The sequence below is a fragment of the Pseudoalteromonas lipolytica genome (assembly GCF_003515105.1).
GTDB classification, from domain to species: domain Bacteria; phylum Pseudomonadota; class Gammaproteobacteria; order Enterobacterales; family Alteromonadaceae; genus Pseudoalteromonas; species Pseudoalteromonas lipolytica.
In genome coordinates, this window is record NZ_CP032090.1 from 2,405,609 (window position 1) to 2,421,399 (window position 15,791).

At 41.7% G+C, this 15,791-nt stretch carries 13 protein-coding genes; 4 read left to right on the forward strand and 9 right to left on the reverse strand.

What is annotated here, in order from left to right; translation table 11 throughout:
• Nucleotides 1–14: 14 nt before the first annotated feature.
• Nucleotides 15–1,589, reverse strand: coding sequence for a glutamate--cysteine ligase (gene gshA / locus D0907_RS10980; protein WP_118844453.1), 1,575 nt, complete (start codon nt 1,587–1,589; stop codon nt 15–17).
• Nucleotides 1,590–1,979: 390 nt separating this feature from the next.
• On the opposite strand from gshA, the gene D0907_RS10985 reads away from it, so the two are divergent.
• Complete coding sequence (locus tag D0907_RS10985; protein ID WP_036967088.1) at nt 1,980–3,527, forward strand: methyl-accepting chemotaxis protein; 1,548 nt, start codon at nt 1,980–1,982, stop codon at nt 3,525–3,527.
• Nucleotides 3,528–3,612: 85 nt separating this feature from the next.
• On the opposite strand, the gene clpB is transcribed toward D0907_RS10985, so the two are convergent.
• The 3 genes from clpB to rluD form a co-directional block, all read right to left on the reverse strand.
• Complete coding sequence (gene clpB, locus D0907_RS10990; protein ID WP_118844454.1) at nt 3,613–6,189, reverse strand: ATP-dependent chaperone ClpB; 2,577 nt, start codon at nt 6,187–6,189, stop codon at nt 3,613–3,615.
• A gap of 98 nt (nt 6,190–6,287) precedes the next feature.
• Nucleotides 6,288–7,010: a peptidoglycan editing factor PgeF gene (gene pgeF / locus D0907_RS10995; RefSeq protein ID WP_118844455.1), complete on the reverse strand. Its 723-nt coding sequence runs from the start codon at nt 7,008–7,010 to the stop codon at nt 6,288–6,290.
• A 5-nt stretch (nt 7,011–7,015) separates the two neighbouring features.
• Entirely contained in the window at nt 7,016–7,993 is a 978-nt protein-coding gene (gene rluD / locus D0907_RS11000) for a 23S rRNA pseudouridine(1911/1915/1917) synthase RluD (RefSeq protein WP_036967080.1), read from the reverse strand.
• Nucleotides 7,994–8,126: 133 nt separating this feature from the next.
• On the opposite strand from rluD, the gene D0907_RS11005 reads away from it, so the two are divergent.
• Nucleotides 8,127–8,888 carry an outer membrane protein assembly factor BamD gene (locus tag D0907_RS11005; protein WP_036967077.1) on the forward strand — a complete coding sequence of 254 codons (762 nt, stop codon included), beginning with the start codon at nt 8,127–8,129 and terminating at the stop codon, nt 8,886–8,888.
• Nucleotides 8,889–8,962: 74 nt separating this feature from the next.
• Here D0907_RS11005 and glnB read toward each other — a convergent pair whose 3' ends face one another.
• Nucleotides 8,963–9,301, reverse strand: coding sequence for a nitrogen regulatory protein P-II (glnB, locus tag D0907_RS11010; protein ID WP_036967074.1), 339 nt, complete (start codon nt 9,299–9,301; stop codon nt 8,963–8,965).
• 137 nt (nt 9,302–9,438) lie between these two features.
• Here glnB and D0907_RS11015 point away from each other — a divergent pair, with 137 nt between their 5' ends.
• Nucleotides 9,439–9,984, forward strand: coding sequence for a GspH/FimT family pseudopilin (locus D0907_RS11015; protein WP_118844808.1), 546 nt, complete (start codon nt 9,439–9,441; stop codon nt 9,982–9,984).
• 71 nt (nt 9,985–10,055) lie between these two features.
• Nucleotides 10,056–10,589 carry a GspH/FimT family pseudopilin gene (locus D0907_RS11020; protein WP_118844809.1) on the forward strand — a complete coding sequence of 178 codons (534 nt, stop codon included), beginning with the start codon at nt 10,056–10,058 and terminating at the stop codon, nt 10,587–10,589.
• Nucleotides 10,590–10,612: 23 nt separating this feature from the next.
• Here D0907_RS11020 and D0907_RS11025 read toward each other — a convergent pair whose 3' ends face one another.
• Genes D0907_RS11025 through D0907_RS11040 form a run of 4 tightly spaced genes read right to left on the reverse strand, consistent with a single transcriptional unit; the run spans nt 10,613 to nt 15,790 of the window.
• Nucleotides 10,613–11,035: a type IV pilin protein gene (locus D0907_RS11025; RefSeq protein ID WP_118844456.1), complete on the reverse strand. Its 423-nt coding sequence runs from the start codon at nt 11,033–11,035 to the stop codon at nt 10,613–10,615.
• Nucleotides 11,019–14,318 carry a pilus assembly protein gene (locus D0907_RS11030; RefSeq protein WP_118844457.1) on the reverse strand — a complete coding sequence of 1,100 codons (3,300 nt, stop codon included), beginning with the start codon at nt 14,316–14,318 and terminating at the stop codon, nt 11,019–11,021. The genes D0907_RS11025 and D0907_RS11030 overlap by 17 nt, the downstream gene beginning before the upstream one ends.
• 12 nt (nt 14,319–14,330) lie before the next feature.
• On the reverse strand, nt 14,331–14,813 hold the full coding sequence (locus tag D0907_RS11035) for a pilus assembly PilX family protein (protein WP_036967062.1): 483 nt from the start codon (nt 14,811–14,813) through the stop codon (nt 14,331–14,333).
• Nucleotides 14,801–15,790: a PilW family protein gene (locus D0907_RS11040; protein WP_118844458.1), complete on the reverse strand. Its 990-nt coding sequence runs from the start codon at nt 15,788–15,790 to the stop codon at nt 14,801–14,803. Before D0907_RS11040 ends, D0907_RS11035 begins: the two co-directional genes overlap by 13 nt.
• Nucleotide 15,791 lies beyond the last annotated feature (1 nt).

The window sequence follows — 15,791 nt, forward strand, 5'->3', positions numbered from 1 at the left end:
ATGCCTAAAAGCCGCTAAGCTTTAGCAAAGTAATCATTTAAAAAGGCCGTAAAAGATAGCGTATCTGCTGCTTTTACTTCACGCTCTTTTGCAATCGAATTGACGGCTTGTTCCCTTAAAAAAGCCGGATCGTAATACTGATAATCCGCGGCTAAATGATTTTCTTTATATTGCTGTGCAAGTGCTAAAGCAAACTGGCCGTTATCTTGGTTTTCTTTTGCAAGTGTTGCAACATAACGCCCTGAAAACGTTTTACTTGACTCAGTTACCCAGCTCGACAGCTCATGAATTGTTTCGCTGTAGTAACTTACGCCATACGCACTGTCCATATAACGCGCAACAGGGATTAGACTCTCAAAAATAGTCGATGCCCAATCAACCAAGCTAACTGCTTCACCTTGTTTTGTTAATTGTAATTCAGGGTTACGCCCTTCATTAACTACCGCATCAAGGTTCTGTGTGCTTAACTGTTGCTCTTGCCAATCCATTGTTGGAGATTCGCTTAAAAGACAATACGTTAAAAAGACATCGAGGAAACGGATTTGCTGTAAATCGATCCCTGTTTCACTGAATGGATTTACATCAAGTGCACGCACTTCTATGTACTCAATGCCCCCTCGTAATAGGGCATCTGTCGGTGTTTCGCCTGATGTAGCATTACGTTTTGGTCGAATTGGCGAGTAAAACTCATTTTCTATCTGTAAGATATTTTTATTAAGCTGCTTTGGTTCAGCACGGGTATAGTCGTCAATATGACCGTAAATATCAGAAGGCGTATGAATGGCAGCTTTCAAACCTGCTACGTATTCCTCAAGCGAGTTATACATCACTCGCAACGATGATTGAGCGCTGTTTGTGTAACCTAAATTACCTAATCGCAGTGCGGTGCCAACCTCAAGGTACAATGTGCCTTTGCCCAACTTTTTAAATGGCAGATCAGTTTCTCGCCCTTGTAAAAATGAGCTACATAATGCAGGTGACGCACCAAATAAGTAACTTATTAACCAAAGCTCACGCTTAAAGTTTCGAATAAGCCCCAGATAACCATCTGAAATAAAGGTGCTAAGTGGTTGCTCACTGGCACTCAACGCGTGCAAGCTCTGCCATAACTCATCAGGAAAAGAGATATTAAAATGCACACCAGCAATAGCTTGCATCATGCTGCCATACCGATTCTTTAACCCTTCTCGGTACAACGTTTTCATGCGCCCTATGTTTGAGTCACCAAACTGAGCCAGCACAATGTCATCTTGATTATCAATAAAGCATGGCATGCTGATAGGCCATAGCAGCTCATCATCCATCTGTGACAAGGTAAACTTTTGCAAATCTTTAAGCTGCGCTAATGTTTGCTCAGCCGATGTGCTAACAGGCGTAATGAATTCTAATAAAGACTCAGAAAAATCAGTGGTGATATGGTCATTGGTTAAAGCGCTTCCCACTCCTTGTGGATGACCCTGTTTTGAGATAACACCATTTGGTTTAATCCTTAATGCTTCTCGCTCGATGCCACGTTTAATCCCATTTATTGCGTGTGGAAAATGTGCTGTTAACGCTTCTAGCGTTTTATTTAAATTATGTTTTATCAAAAATGCTTCCTCGAGCCGCGTGGCTTTAATCCTAAGTGTATGGGGGCAAAAAATAAATACTCAAGAGTAAATAGTTGTTTGATTTTATGCTCCGTCACTCATAGCTCATCTTGCCATTGTGAATACTATTATACAATTGGTTTGAGGGCACTTCATTGATGCTAAATTGCTTCATCACCCCCATCAGGAAGACCGATTATTTTTGACATTCATTTCATGCAATACAAAAGGGTTAGTTTAAGCATAATTTATCAGACAAGTTATTGTTTTAGATCAAGGGATGAATAAAATTTCTAAAACTTTAGCAGTAATCAGCTTGTCCCCTCTTCCCTTACATTTTTCTGAGATTATAATCCGCACACCGTAACAAAGTATATTTCAAGGACTCATATGCGTCGTGGGCAAGAAATCATTAATCAAGAAGTGACATACTCTGAACAACAGGAGCTTGTCTCGACAACCGATTTACGCGGGGTAATTACCTACGTAAACACAGAATTTTGTAACATAGCGGGCTATACCGAAGATGAGCTATTAGGTAAAAACCATAACATAGTGCGCCACCCTGATATGCCTAAAGCCGCATTTAAAGAAATGTGGGAAAAGCTTAAACAAGGCCACTCTTGGCGAGGCATGGTAAAAAACCGCTGTAAAGATGGACGTTATTATTGGGTTGATGCCTTTGTCACACCCATTTACGAACATGGACAATTAGTCGGCTATCAATCAGTGCGTACAAAACCCTCTGAACACTTGAAAACACGCGCTACGGCTTTGTATCAAAAGATTAATGATGGCAAATCAATCGCCTCGTTTCGCGAAAATGTGTCACTAAGACAAATAGTGTCTTTGATTATTATTCTTGCGGGGGTTATTGCACTTGGTTTTACCACATCGTTGATGACTGTATTAGCGACACTTGCCATTATTTTACTGCTTGCTGCGCTTAATTATGATGAGTTAATAGTGACTCCTTCAGCACTTAAATCACAGCGTGCAGAGTTTGATTCTGTGTCACGCTATGTGTATTGCGGTGCACACCCATTTAGTATTGCGCAATATAACCAGCAGATGCTATTTGCAAAATTACGAACAGTGCTGGGTCGCGTTAAAGACTCGACCTACTCCTTTAAGAATATCGCAACAAACTTAGATACGCAGTCATCGCTTACTGAGCAGGGTATAGCGGCACAAGGTCAGCGTTTAGGTGATATTGCGACTGCAATGACACAAATGAGCGCAACCATTGGTGAAATATCAGCAAATACGCACCATACAGCTGAAAAAGTAAATGATACATACCAAAGCTGTACAGATATCAAACTGCATATTGAAGACAATAGCGCGATGGTATCAGACCTTGCTAACCAAGTTGAACAAGCAGCAACAACCGCTAATTCATTAGCCAGTGAAGCCGATAAAATCGGCCAAGTGATGACTGAAATTGAAGGTATAGCTGAGCAAACAAACTTACTTGCCTTAAACGCCGCAATTGAAGCTGCCCGTGCAGGTGATCATGGTCGAGGTTTTGCTGTCGTTGCCGATGAAGTGCGTGCACTTTCTTCACGAACACAGAATGCCACTGCGCAAATTCATAGTTCAATTAAAGAAATTCAAGATACATTATTTAGTTGGTCTAAAGTAATGCAGTCAACTAAACAACAAGCTGATAGTTGTGTTGAAACAACCACACATACTCAAGCTGAGCTTGCGAGTATATTCGCACAGATAAATGAAATTTCTGGTTTGGCGACCGAAATCTCTACCGCAGCCGAAGAGCAACAAGTTGTCAGTGCAGATATACGTGAAAACGTTGAAAGTATTAAAGGACACAGCGAAGAGAACTTAAAGCTCAGCTATAACGTAGCTAAAGATGCCGCAGGCCTCGTTGAGGGGTCGCGCAAAGTAAACGATATGCTATTAACGTTTAAAGTTTAGTGTTTCTTAAATAAGCGATTTATTTAAATTGTTTAATCAAACACAAAAGCCGCATCATTTGATGCGGCTTCTTTATTTGCCGATATTAACGGGTTGAAAAAACCAACCCGTTTTCATCTGCATCAATATGGATAATAGCGCCAGGTAGGTATTCACCTCCAAGCAAGCGCTGCGCTAGCGGGTTTTCTATGGTGTGTTGAATTGCACGTTTTAACGGTCGTGCACCATAGACAGGATCAAAACCACTTTCTGCTATACGGTCAAGGGCAGCATCAGTTACCTCAAGAAGATAGCCTTTTTCGGTTAAGCGTTCACGCAGTTTACCTAACTGAATATCGGCAATTTCTTTAATATGATCATTCGCAAGTGGATGGAATACCACCGTTTCATCAATCCGGTTTATAAACTCGGGTCTGAATTGGCTTACCAACACTCCCATCACTTTCTCTTTTAGCGTTGCATAGTCGTTCGAACCAGCTTGCTCTTGGATGATGTCTGATCCTAAGTTTGAGGTCATAATGATCACCGTATTTTTAAAATCAACGGTACGACCTTGTCCATCAGTTAAACGGCCATCATCAAGCACTTGTAAAAGTATATTGAACACGTCGGGGTGCGCTTTTTCTACTTCATCAAGCAAAATAACAGAGTATGGGCGACGACGAACAGCTTCTGTTAAATAGCCACCTTCTTCATATCCAACGTAACCCGGCGGTGCTCCCACTAAGCGTGCTACTGAGTGTTTCTCCATAAACTCAGACATATCAATACGCACCATGGCATCTTCAGTGTCAAACATAAAGCTTGCAAGCGCTTTAGTAAGCTCTGTTTTACCTACCCCTGTTGGGCCTAAGAATAAAAAAGAACCTATTGGGCGGTTTGGATCAGCAAGCCCTGCACGTGACCGACGAATTGCATTCGCTACAGCAACCACGGCTTCATCTTGGCCAATGACTTTGTGATGAAGTTGATCTTCCATTTGCAGTAGTTTTTCTCGCTCGCCTTGCAGCATTTTAGAGACGGGTATACCTGTCCAGCGCGATAAAATTTCTGCAATTTCATCTTCACCAACTTGGTTTTTAAGTAAGCTCATTTCTTGCATTTCTGCTTGCGATGCAAGATCTAACTTGCGTTCAAGTTCAGGAATACGGCCATACTGTAATTCAGACATCCGTTGTAAATCACTTGCTCGGCGCGCGACTTCTAAGTCTAAACGAGCTTGTTCAAGCTCCGCTTTAATCACTTGTGTGCCTTGCAAAGAGGCTTTTTCGGCATTCCATACTTCATCAAGCTCACGATACTGCACTTCAAGTTCAGCTATTAGCTCTTGCATTTCAGTACGACGCTTTTGACTTGCTTCATCTTTTTCTTTGGCAAGTGCATTATCTTCGAGTTTTAACTGAATAATACGACGCTCAAGTTTATCAAGTGACTCTGGTTTAGAGTCAATTTGTAAACGAATTGACGAGCCCGCTTCATCAATCAAATCAATCGCTTTATCGGGTAACTGACGATCGCTAATGTAACGGTGCGATAGCTGCGCCGCTGCAACAATTGCCGGATCGGTAATATCAACAGAGTGATGTAGCTCGTAACGCTCTTTTAAACCACGAAGAATCGCGATGGTGTCTTCTACCGATGGCTCTGCTACGAATACCTTTTGAAAGCGACGTTCAAGTGCTGCATCTTTTTCAATGTATTGGCGATACTCGTCAAGCGTTGTGGCTCCCACACAGTGAAGCTCACCACGTGCAAGAGCGGGTTTTAACATGTTCCCTGCATCCATCGCACCATCAGTTTTACCTGCACCAACCATGGTATGAATTTCATCAATAAAGAGGATTACTTGGCCCTCTTCTTTGGCTAATTCATTTAAAACTGATTTTAAACGCTCTTCAAACTCACCACGGTACTTAGCACCCGCAACTAACGCCCCTAAATCAAGCGACAACACGCGTTTGCTCTTGAGCCCTTCGGGTACCTCACCATTAATAATACGTTGTGCTAAGCCTTCAGCAATGGCTGTTTTACCCACGCCTGGCTCACCAATTAACACGGGGTTGTTCTTCGTACGACGTTGTAAAACCTGAATGGTACGGCGTATTTCGTCATCGCGGCCAATCACAGGATCAAGCTTGCCTTGCTCGGCACGCTCAGTAAGGTCGATGGTGAATTTTTTTAATGCCTGACGGGTTTCTTCTGCATTCGGGTCATCCACTTTTTGACCGCCACGAATAGCCTCTATGGCCGCTTCAATTTTTGTTGAAGTAATATTGAGCGCTTTAAATATATCTCCTAGCGGGCCTTTATCATCGCACGCAGCAAGTACAAAAAGTTCACTCGATATATATTTATCTTTACGCTTTTGAGCATATTTATCACATAAGTTAATTAACGAAACCATATTATTCGATAGCTGTACGTCGCCACCAACGCCTTCTACTTTAAAAAGCTTTTCGATTTCTTGTGATAATTTTGTATTTAACTCGTCTGCACTCACGCCAGCTTGCGCAAGGAGTGCACGGACACTAGAGCCACTTTGCTGAAGTAATGAATACATTAAGTGCACGGGCTCAATAAATTGATGATCGCGCCCAAGTGCTAATGACTGCGCATCTGAAAGCGCAGATTGAAATTTACTTGTAAATCTATCTAAACGCATGAAGGTTTACCTATTAAAAAAACTAATTGCTTAATTAATGGGTATGATATGTAGTTTGTTCAAGTAAGAGATGAAAATTTAATCACTAAAAAGTGCGATTATTTGCGCCAGATCAAGCTTGCCATTCGCCCTGTTTGACCATCTCGTCGATACGAAAAAAATAATGATGGCTGTGAGTAGGTGCAATACTCTGCGCCATAAATACTCACAACACCAAGCTGACTGAGTTGCTGCTTGGCAAGTAAATAAATATCCGCTAAGTATTTTTCACCTTGGGCAGTAAATGCATGCTGATGAATCTGGTTTTGATCGCAAAAACAATCTTTAACATCCTGCCCGACTTCAAACTGCAAAGCCCCGATAGCAGGACCAAACCAGGCAATGATGTCAGCAGGCTCAGCCTTAAACTTACTCAGTGTATTGGCAAGAATTCCCTTCGCTAATCCGCGCCACCCACCATGAACCGCAGCAACCTCATCCCCTGACGTAGAACACAATAGCACGGGTAAACAATCGGCCGTCATGATGGCAAGCGGTTGCTGCTTTAGGCGAGTATAAAGTGCATCTGCGCTACTTACTGAATGAATATCAACGCATTCATCAACCACCACCACATCCGCACCATGTACTTGATTTAACCACACAGCTGGGTTTGGCAATTGCCTCGTTAAAGCAGTGCGATTTGCCTGCACAGCTTGCTCATCATCACCAACATGAAACCCTACATTAAAGCTATTAAACGGCGCCTTAGATACCCCGTTTTCACGAGTTGTACTGAGGGCCCCAATAGTGTCAGGGGCAGTCCATGTTGGCGTAATCATAGTGTTTAATACTCAATATTTGGATTGGCTTTCGTATCAGCTCGCAATGCTTCTGTCATAGCGGCCATATCGTCTGGAATAGGTGCCTGCCATGTCATTAACTCACCTGTGATAGGGTGCGCAATTGACAGTTTAACCGCATGCAATGCCTGACGTTTAAAGTCTCTCAGCATTTGAAATAGCTCAGGCGTTGCGCCTTTCGGTGGACGTGGGCGCCCGCCATATAACTGATCACCAACCAGTGGATGGTTTAAATACGCCATGTGCACACGAATTTGGTGAGTACGGCCAGTTTCTAGGCGTAAACGTAAGCGTGTGTGAGCACGAAACTTTTCAGCAACACGGTAATGAGTCACCGCAGGTTTGCCCATTTCATGAACAGCCATGTGAGTACGTTTTGTTGCATGACGGCCAATTGGCTTTTCAATCATACCGCCTGCCGTCATAGTGCCATTACAAATTGCTTCATATTCACGTGTGAAGTTTTCACGCTTTTGCAGTGCAGACACTAAGTGCGTTTGCGCAGGAATTGTTTTTGCTACCACCATTAAACCTGTGGTGTCTTTATCAAGACGGTGCACGATACCTGCACGCGGCACGTTAATTATATCGGGGTAATGATGAAGCAAGGCATTCAATACTGTACCGTCTGGATTACCAGCCCCTGGGTGTACCACTAATCCCATCGGTTTATTGATTACTAATATATCATCGTCTTCATAAACGATGTTTAATTTGATATTTTGTGCCTCGTACTCGCGCGGTGCTTCAATGGTTGTTTCAACACTGACCAGTTCACCACCGAGTAATTTTTCACGCGGGGTGTTTAATATTTCACCATTCACGGTGATTTTATCATCCAAAATCCACGTTTTTATACGTGAACGAGAATAATCAGGGAACAATTGCGCCAATACTTGGTCTAGACGTTTACCGCCAAGGTCAATTGGAACCTCGGCTTGGAGAGAAATTTGCTCTGACATTAGTAACTTTACCCAATTTACCAGTGCAAGCTTTGCTCGACTGGGTTAGAATCGCTTTAATTAGCATTGTATGTATAGTTTACTCGGTTTTCCTCACTTGGCCTAGCCGAAGACATCGAAGGTAATAAATAAAATGATAAATAAAATAGGGAAACGTGCGTTCGCCATTGTTTTTTCAGTTTCATTACTTGGCCTAGGAGCCTGTTCATCTGCTCCTGATCAAGAAGATATTCAACGCGTTCCGAATAAATCTGCACAAGCTTTATATGAAGATGCGAAACAAACGTTAGATTCGGGCCTTTATGCACGAGCTATTGAGTTATTAAGCGCTATTGATTCACGCTATCCATTTGGTCCACTATCAAAACAAGTACAAATGGATCTCGTGTATGCACATTATCAAGCAGGCAATACTGAACAAGCTCTCGCAACAATTGACCGTTTCATTCGTTTAAACCCAAATCACAAAGATTTAGATTACATGTACTACATGCGTGGCTTGGTTAATATCAAAGCAGACAAAAACGCATTCCAAGAATACTTTGGTGTAGACCGTGCGGATAGAGATGCAAATCGCACTCGGGTTGCATTTACCGATTTATCAACCTTACTGAAACGTTTCCCAAATAGCGTTTATGCGCCAGAAGCGAAAAAACGTTTAGTATGGTTACTTAACAAAATGGCGCGTTATGAACTAAAAGTAGCAGAGTACTATTACGAACGTGAAGCTTATCTTGCCGCTGCAAACCGAGGTAAATATGTCGTTGAACACTACTCGCAAAGCAGTTACCTGGATCAAGCATTAGAGATCATGGAGAAAAGCTACGAGAAGCTAGGTTTACCTGAGCTAAGTGCGCATGCTAAAGAAACGCGCGAAGCAAATAAGCGTAAATAGCCTAAGCGCTGAATAAGCATTAAAAAGGCGCCAAATTTGGCGCCTTTTTTACAGTGTATGTGACTGCTATTTCGTTAAATTGCGTCTTCATCTTCTTCTGCGGTACGAATACGCACAACACGCTCAACATCTGTGACAAATATTTTACCATCACCAATTTTGCCCGTTTGTGACGTTTTAACAATCACATCAATGGCTCTATCTACGTCTTCATCACTTAGTACAATATCTAGTTTTACCTTGGGTAAAAAATCAACCATGTATTCAGCACCGCGATAGAGTTCTGTGTGCCCCTTTTGACGGCCAAAACCTTTAACTTCACTAACCGTCATCCCCGTGATGCCTACCTCTGATAATGCTTCTCGAACATCATCAAGCTTGAATGGTTTAATAATTGCTTCGATTTTTTTCATTTTAAGGCTACTTATTATTTCTTGATTGCCTCGATTTTAGACAATACGGCTCTCTATAGCAAACAAAGCTATGAAATACGGTGATAAAATCAACAATCATGATATTATTAAATAAAGTATTAAAAGTAGAGACAACAATGAAATCATTACAAAAGGGCTTTACACTCCTCGAACTGATGGTCACCATTGCAATCGTGGGCATTGTGGCTGCCATAGCACTGTGGGATAGCTCTGATTTGCTAGAAAATGACCGCGCCGAAAGCTACTTACAAGAATTAAAGCGCAGTATTAGCTTTGCACGGGCAAAAGCCACCAGTAGCGATGCAATTGTTGTAGTCTGTAGTGGAGCAACAGCTAATATTGAGAGTAATACAGAAATGAATTGCTCTAATGATTGGGACCAAGGCACGGTCTTTGTATTTTTTGACTCAGATCAGAATGGCAGTTATGACCCAGCTAATGGCGATACCACTTTGAGAGTCCTCCAAGAAATCCCTAAAACGAGTAAACTGAGTTTCAGTGGCAATAACGCACTTATTTTTGATACTAGTGGCATGATCACCTCTGATCCAGGCACCTTTACTTTTTGCCCTTCTGGCGCAAATGATAACAACAAAGCATTGCAGGTATTAAAATCTGGCACTGCTTTATACCTAGGTGATACAACAAATACCTGTGATTAAGCCCCATAATTTGACACCATTTTAGGTCCAACTATAGTTAATTAAACTGTCACAATTTGGAGTCTTCACGGATGAAGACCTTAAACACATTACACCATAGGAATGGTGCAACACTCATCGAAAGCTTAGTGGTGCTATCAATAGTCGCAATACTTATGAATATTGCGCTGTTTGAATATAAGCCTTATCTAGCTAAAAGTCGCCTAGAAAACCGCACTCACTTAGTTAAACGCGCATTAAGCGTAAGCCGCCATAACGCAAAAACCCACAGCACGTACGTTACTTTTTGTGGGCTGCAAGAAAATCAATGCAATCGAGAGCACTGGCACAAAGCACTCACCGTATTTGTCGACAGGGGCGATATTGGGGTGTTTGATGAAGGTGATACTATTATTTGGGAACTTGAAGCAGTCGATAAACTTGATATGCTAACTTACCCCCGCCATTCAATCACATTTCGTTCAGATGGCACGCCTGTGGGATTTAATAATGGCACCTTTGTGTACTGCCCTGAATACAAAATAGCAAGCCTTAAAGGGCTTGCTATTTCAATAAGCTCTATTGGGCGTATTCGCCTAAAAGACACCAACAAATGCCAATCCTGATATTTCAATTATTCAATGAGGGATTACTTACCCCAGCAGGTGCTCGCACTCGCAGAGCCCGTTGAGGTTTTTAATCCTGTATCTGAAATAGTTAATGTTGCACATTCGCCATCTTGCAAAACGGGCCCTGCTGCGGGTATGGCAGTAAACGCGAATGTACCGGCATCATTATCGACAACAACTGAAATTTTATAAAAATTATTCTCAGTTGTAGCACTGACCCCTAAGTTAGCCAAAGTTGTTGTATACTGCCTGTTATCGACAAAGAACTGCTCTTGCTTATTGGCAGCATCAAGTAATGCAGTAATGGCTTCTGTTCTGGCGGTGCGTTTAACATGCTCAAAGTAACTTGGTAACGCAATACTGGCTATAATACCTAAAATTGCCACGGTAATCATCAGTTCGATTAAGGTAAACCCTTTTACTTTATTAGTTACTCTTGTCATTTACTTCTCGCTTATAAATATAGGTTTGCTGTGTTTTAAAACCAAAACCAATCGGAGTTGCATCATTAACCAGTTGTATTTTTCCATCTTTAACCGTTAAACCCGGACCTTGTATTTCTTTCACTTTAAAGGGGTTTTGCTCGCCTTTAAGACCTGGTCCTATGGTTAAGAACTGACTCATCTCTTTGACTTTTTCGTCTGTATCTTTGATCACATCTGGGTTATCAGGATCCGGGTCTTCAGGATTCGGGTCTTCAGGATTCGGGTCTTCAGGATCCGGGTTTTCAGGATCCGGGTTTTCAGGATCCGGGGTTTCATCACAAAAACCATTATTATTACTATCAACACAGCTATCACCAACACCGAAATAAAGCTGAGGTGTATCAGGTACATCATTTGAGGTCGTAAATTTTAGACTATCATACACTTTTGTACCGTAGTGTAAGTGGAACGCATATAAACTCCCTGAGCCCCCTGTTAATGAACACTGATTCGCTGTTTCTGTTGAAGAAGCGGGTGCGTAACTGGTGAAATAAGCGACTCCTCCAATAACCGTGCTTGCTGCCAGTGATTTTTCACCAGCCGCTAGAAGGTTATAATACCAACCATGGTATTGACCTAATTCAACTTCTAAATCGGTAAATTTATCTACACTATCAAGTGCATTACCAAACGGGTCAGCATCCATATTCATTAAATTAGCCTGGGTGATCGCCGCTGGAATCTCATCGCTTTGGAATGAGCGTGTTACTGTATTGATATCGCGGATCATAAACAATTGATCACTCGTTGTGGTGCCCGTTGGTTTAGAGCGATTCCCACTACCTAGTAATACTGCATCAAAGGGGGTATCAATACGTGTTTTAACCGACTTACCATTTACGTCTGTTTCAGAGACCTTACTAAACATTGTTCTCGCAACCATCGGTTTATAAAAGAAACGACGATCTTGAGATGCAAGTGCACTGCCTAAACTCGCAAGTTTGAAGTGTGTCCAAGGACTTTCTGTGCTCGTTGGGCTATTTGAAGGCATATCAATACGCCATACATCACCGCCGGTGTCGGATGCATATAATCGATCAGTGTAACCGTCATAATCAGAATCCAAAACACTAATATCAGAAGCAATACTGTGTTTACCTGCAAAGCCATTTTCACTCGACGTTAAAGCCCACACTTTTTTGCCGCTCTGTGCATCAACAATATAAATACCGCGCCCTTTTGTATCTTCAGAACGCAGAACATTGTCTTTATTGGTGTCGTACCCTGCACCAAAAACAAGCAGTGGTCGATTTTCATACCCTTTTAAGTTAATGTATGTCACCGTAGGTTTAGACCATGATTGCGCAAGTTCTTTAAAGTCTCCCGTTCCACCAATAATCGGTCCCCCCCACATGAGTCGAGGTGAATCTGGGTTTGTAATATCCAGTCCATAATAATTATTGCCGCCACGTCTTAAGCCAAAAAACGCCCAAACACGATCAGTGCCATTTACAACTCCATCACCATTTTTATCATCAAAGAACACAGAAATAGGTCCATCAACACCATAGACCTTTGATTTTTCTTGATTCTCTCGTAATGGTTTAATAATTTTGTATAAGCTACTGGGTATAAAAGCCCAGCTTTCTTTTAATACATCATTTTTATCTTGAAAAAAGTGTAGGTAACCTGCATTGGTGCCAATTAAAATGCGCACATCATCATTACCGTAATCAATTGTCACAGGTTTTGAGTGCAGAGGATCACCAAAAATATCTTGTCGTTGATCACTGGTACTGCCATCACCGTCTTCATCATCCACATCTATTCCTCGGCTCCACTTGATCGTTTTATCTAACTCGGTCGATAAGAGCCCAAGAGTCAACGAATTGACACTTGTTGCTGTAGTTAAATTAAACTTTAACGCTGCCGCTAAGTCGCCACCTAGTGCCGTAGAAACTGTCGACTTAGTAAAATCAACTAACCCAGCGCTCCCGGCATCGGTATAAATGGTCCGCGATGATAGGTTTGATAACATAAGATTTGCACCACCTTCCTGAACAATGTTCCCGTCTGGTGCTGTATTATCTGGTAACCAAAATGTCTTTGCCCCTTTTGCAATCAAACCATCAGCGTTTAATGCCGGCTTTCCATCCAAATCAACGATTTCATCGCCTGACACTTTCAACTTTTTAAGATTTCCACGCCACCGAGCACCGGTTTCTGGGTAAAACATTGCATAATAAATACCTTCACGACTGCGTGTTTGATCAACATTATTATTCGCAATAGAAGGTGAAGTAAAAGTATCATTTACTTCGCGTATGCGTGTTATCGTATTTTTTAAAGCTTTTGATAATTGTTCTGCAGTGTCAGCATGAAGATACTGACCACCGCCTAAATCAGCGGTTTCTGATAATAAGCGTTTACCATCCTTACTCATACCGCTACCAAAGCCAATCGTATACACCCGCCCTGTTTCATGAATATCAGATGTTGAAGGAAACAAATCCACTTTAACATCTTCAGTGCCATGAATAATCTGCGCAAGCTTGTGTAAATAAACACCCGCAATTTTATCAGAGCCGCTTAAATTGCTACCGAAATAAGATTTATAGAGATCACTGATTTCTCCATCTTGCTCATTATCTGAGCCTGAAGAGGGGTCACCATCTGTCATATAAATAACATTAACAGAGTTATCACAGCGTTTTGCTTCCTCTGTGGTATCAAATGGAGAGATATATGTATAACTGTATTTTGGTTTACGCTTTGACCCCCTTCTGACTTTTGTCTCTACTGACGTGTCTCGCCAAGCCTCATTAACTTTTTCTCCGTAATACAAACTTTGACCCGTAATGTATAAATAGGCTTCCCAAAGCGTCTCTGTTAAAGGGGTCCCCCCGTCAGCAGGTAGTACAGAAATGGCTGTCTTCAAGGATGAAGATGACGAGCCTATTCCAGCTAATACATAACCGCCATTTGTGCTATTAAAACGCATCAAACCGAAATCAATATCGTCATTGTTATCTACTAAGCTTGTAATCGCACTTTTTGCTACACCAAGACGACTGTCTGGGCACACAACATAGCCCGTGTAGCTGCTGTAGCCACAACTTTTACCCGTTGCAGTAGAAAATGCCATACTTCCAGAAGTGTCAAAAATAAGTAAAACACGCGGTTTTTCATTTGTTTTCACATTATAGTTAACGTATAGCTCTATGTCTTCAGCATACACTGCAGTAACCATACAGGTTACAAAACCAGTCAGTATACTGCGCACTAACGTTTTCATTTTCATCATGAGTCTCCGTTAACGGCCTGAGTTACGGCCTACCATCTCTTGAGCAACACCCGTTGTGATTGTGAGTGTGTGATTACTTTTAGAGCCATAGGTAATTGATGTATCTATTTGCAACATGTTGCATGACACACCCGCTGTAAAATTAAACTTGCGTGGACAAGGAATATCACTTGGGCCGTTATTTAAATTAACCATCGAACTTGATGCATCGCCAATATTCCCTAAATCATGAACTCCGCCAGGTATTGCTGATGCTCTTTTAAAAAAGGCACTATTTGCCCCTGCAGCAGCTTGGTTGGCTATTACGCGCTGTACCGTGCCAATTAACTCATTTTCTGCAGCTTCACGTTCTTGTGCTGCATTGGTGATTTTAATGTCAATACTACTGCTACTCATAAGAGTAACTGCAATGCCTGTGACCGCGACAACCATAATAAGAGCAACAATTAACACAACGCCTTGTTGTCTTTTTGCTAACGTTATATACGCCATAAATTAGCTCCCACATTATTTAAGCGAATAGTCGTGGTAAACAATGCTCGACGGTAATTATCAGTAAAGGTTAGCTCTCTACTACTTTCATCTTCACCCAAGGTATACGTTTGATTTTGAATTTTTAAATCGCCATCTGGGGTAAGCGCTCTGACTAATAGGAAAACTTGCACAGTTAAGATGCCATGACGGTTTTCCCAATCAGTATTCGTCATTTGGTTAATACTTTTATACGTATCAACACGGCTATTATTGGTTGTATCGAGACCGAATACAAAGTGCATGTCCTCAACCCCTTCCATTATCGTTTCTGCAACCATGCCTGAACCTGGTTTTAAACGTCTGCGCATTAAAACGGGCACAGTGACAGATTGGTTATTTATTGTGTAATTTTGCTCAGAAATGTAATAAACGTGATGACGATAACGCCACACAGTCGCGTTAACATTAAGTGAGGCACCATCAATTGGCCCTTGTACAAACTGAGCTCTTTCTTGTTCGGCAACAAAGTAATAACTGCCAGCACCTGTATCATCAGGTCGAATTTGCAAACCTTCAAGAAACTTTAACTGCAGAACATCTGTATTTTTTTTAGCGTTTTTTATGCAGCCTAATGCATCACCAGTCGCGGTTAACACTGCATACACCGAGCGAAAGTTACTCGTGGCTGTTTTAACCGGGAAACTACCATTGTTAAGCCCCTGAGAACAATCGGGAGTAGGATTAGCGGTTGACTCTGTATTTGCTGGCGAAAACGAGTCTTCATAAAATGTTCCCCAAAAGCCTATTTGCTCAATATCACGTTGCATAATATTAATCGCTAATCGGCCTGTTTCTTGTAACTCACCAATTGTCATGGTGTCACGCGTGGTCACTTTCATACTAATATAGGTGAACATAACGCCACCTAAAACAAGTCCGCCTATAAATAGCGCAACCATCATTTCAACTAACGTAAATCCTGCATGCTTTCTCATA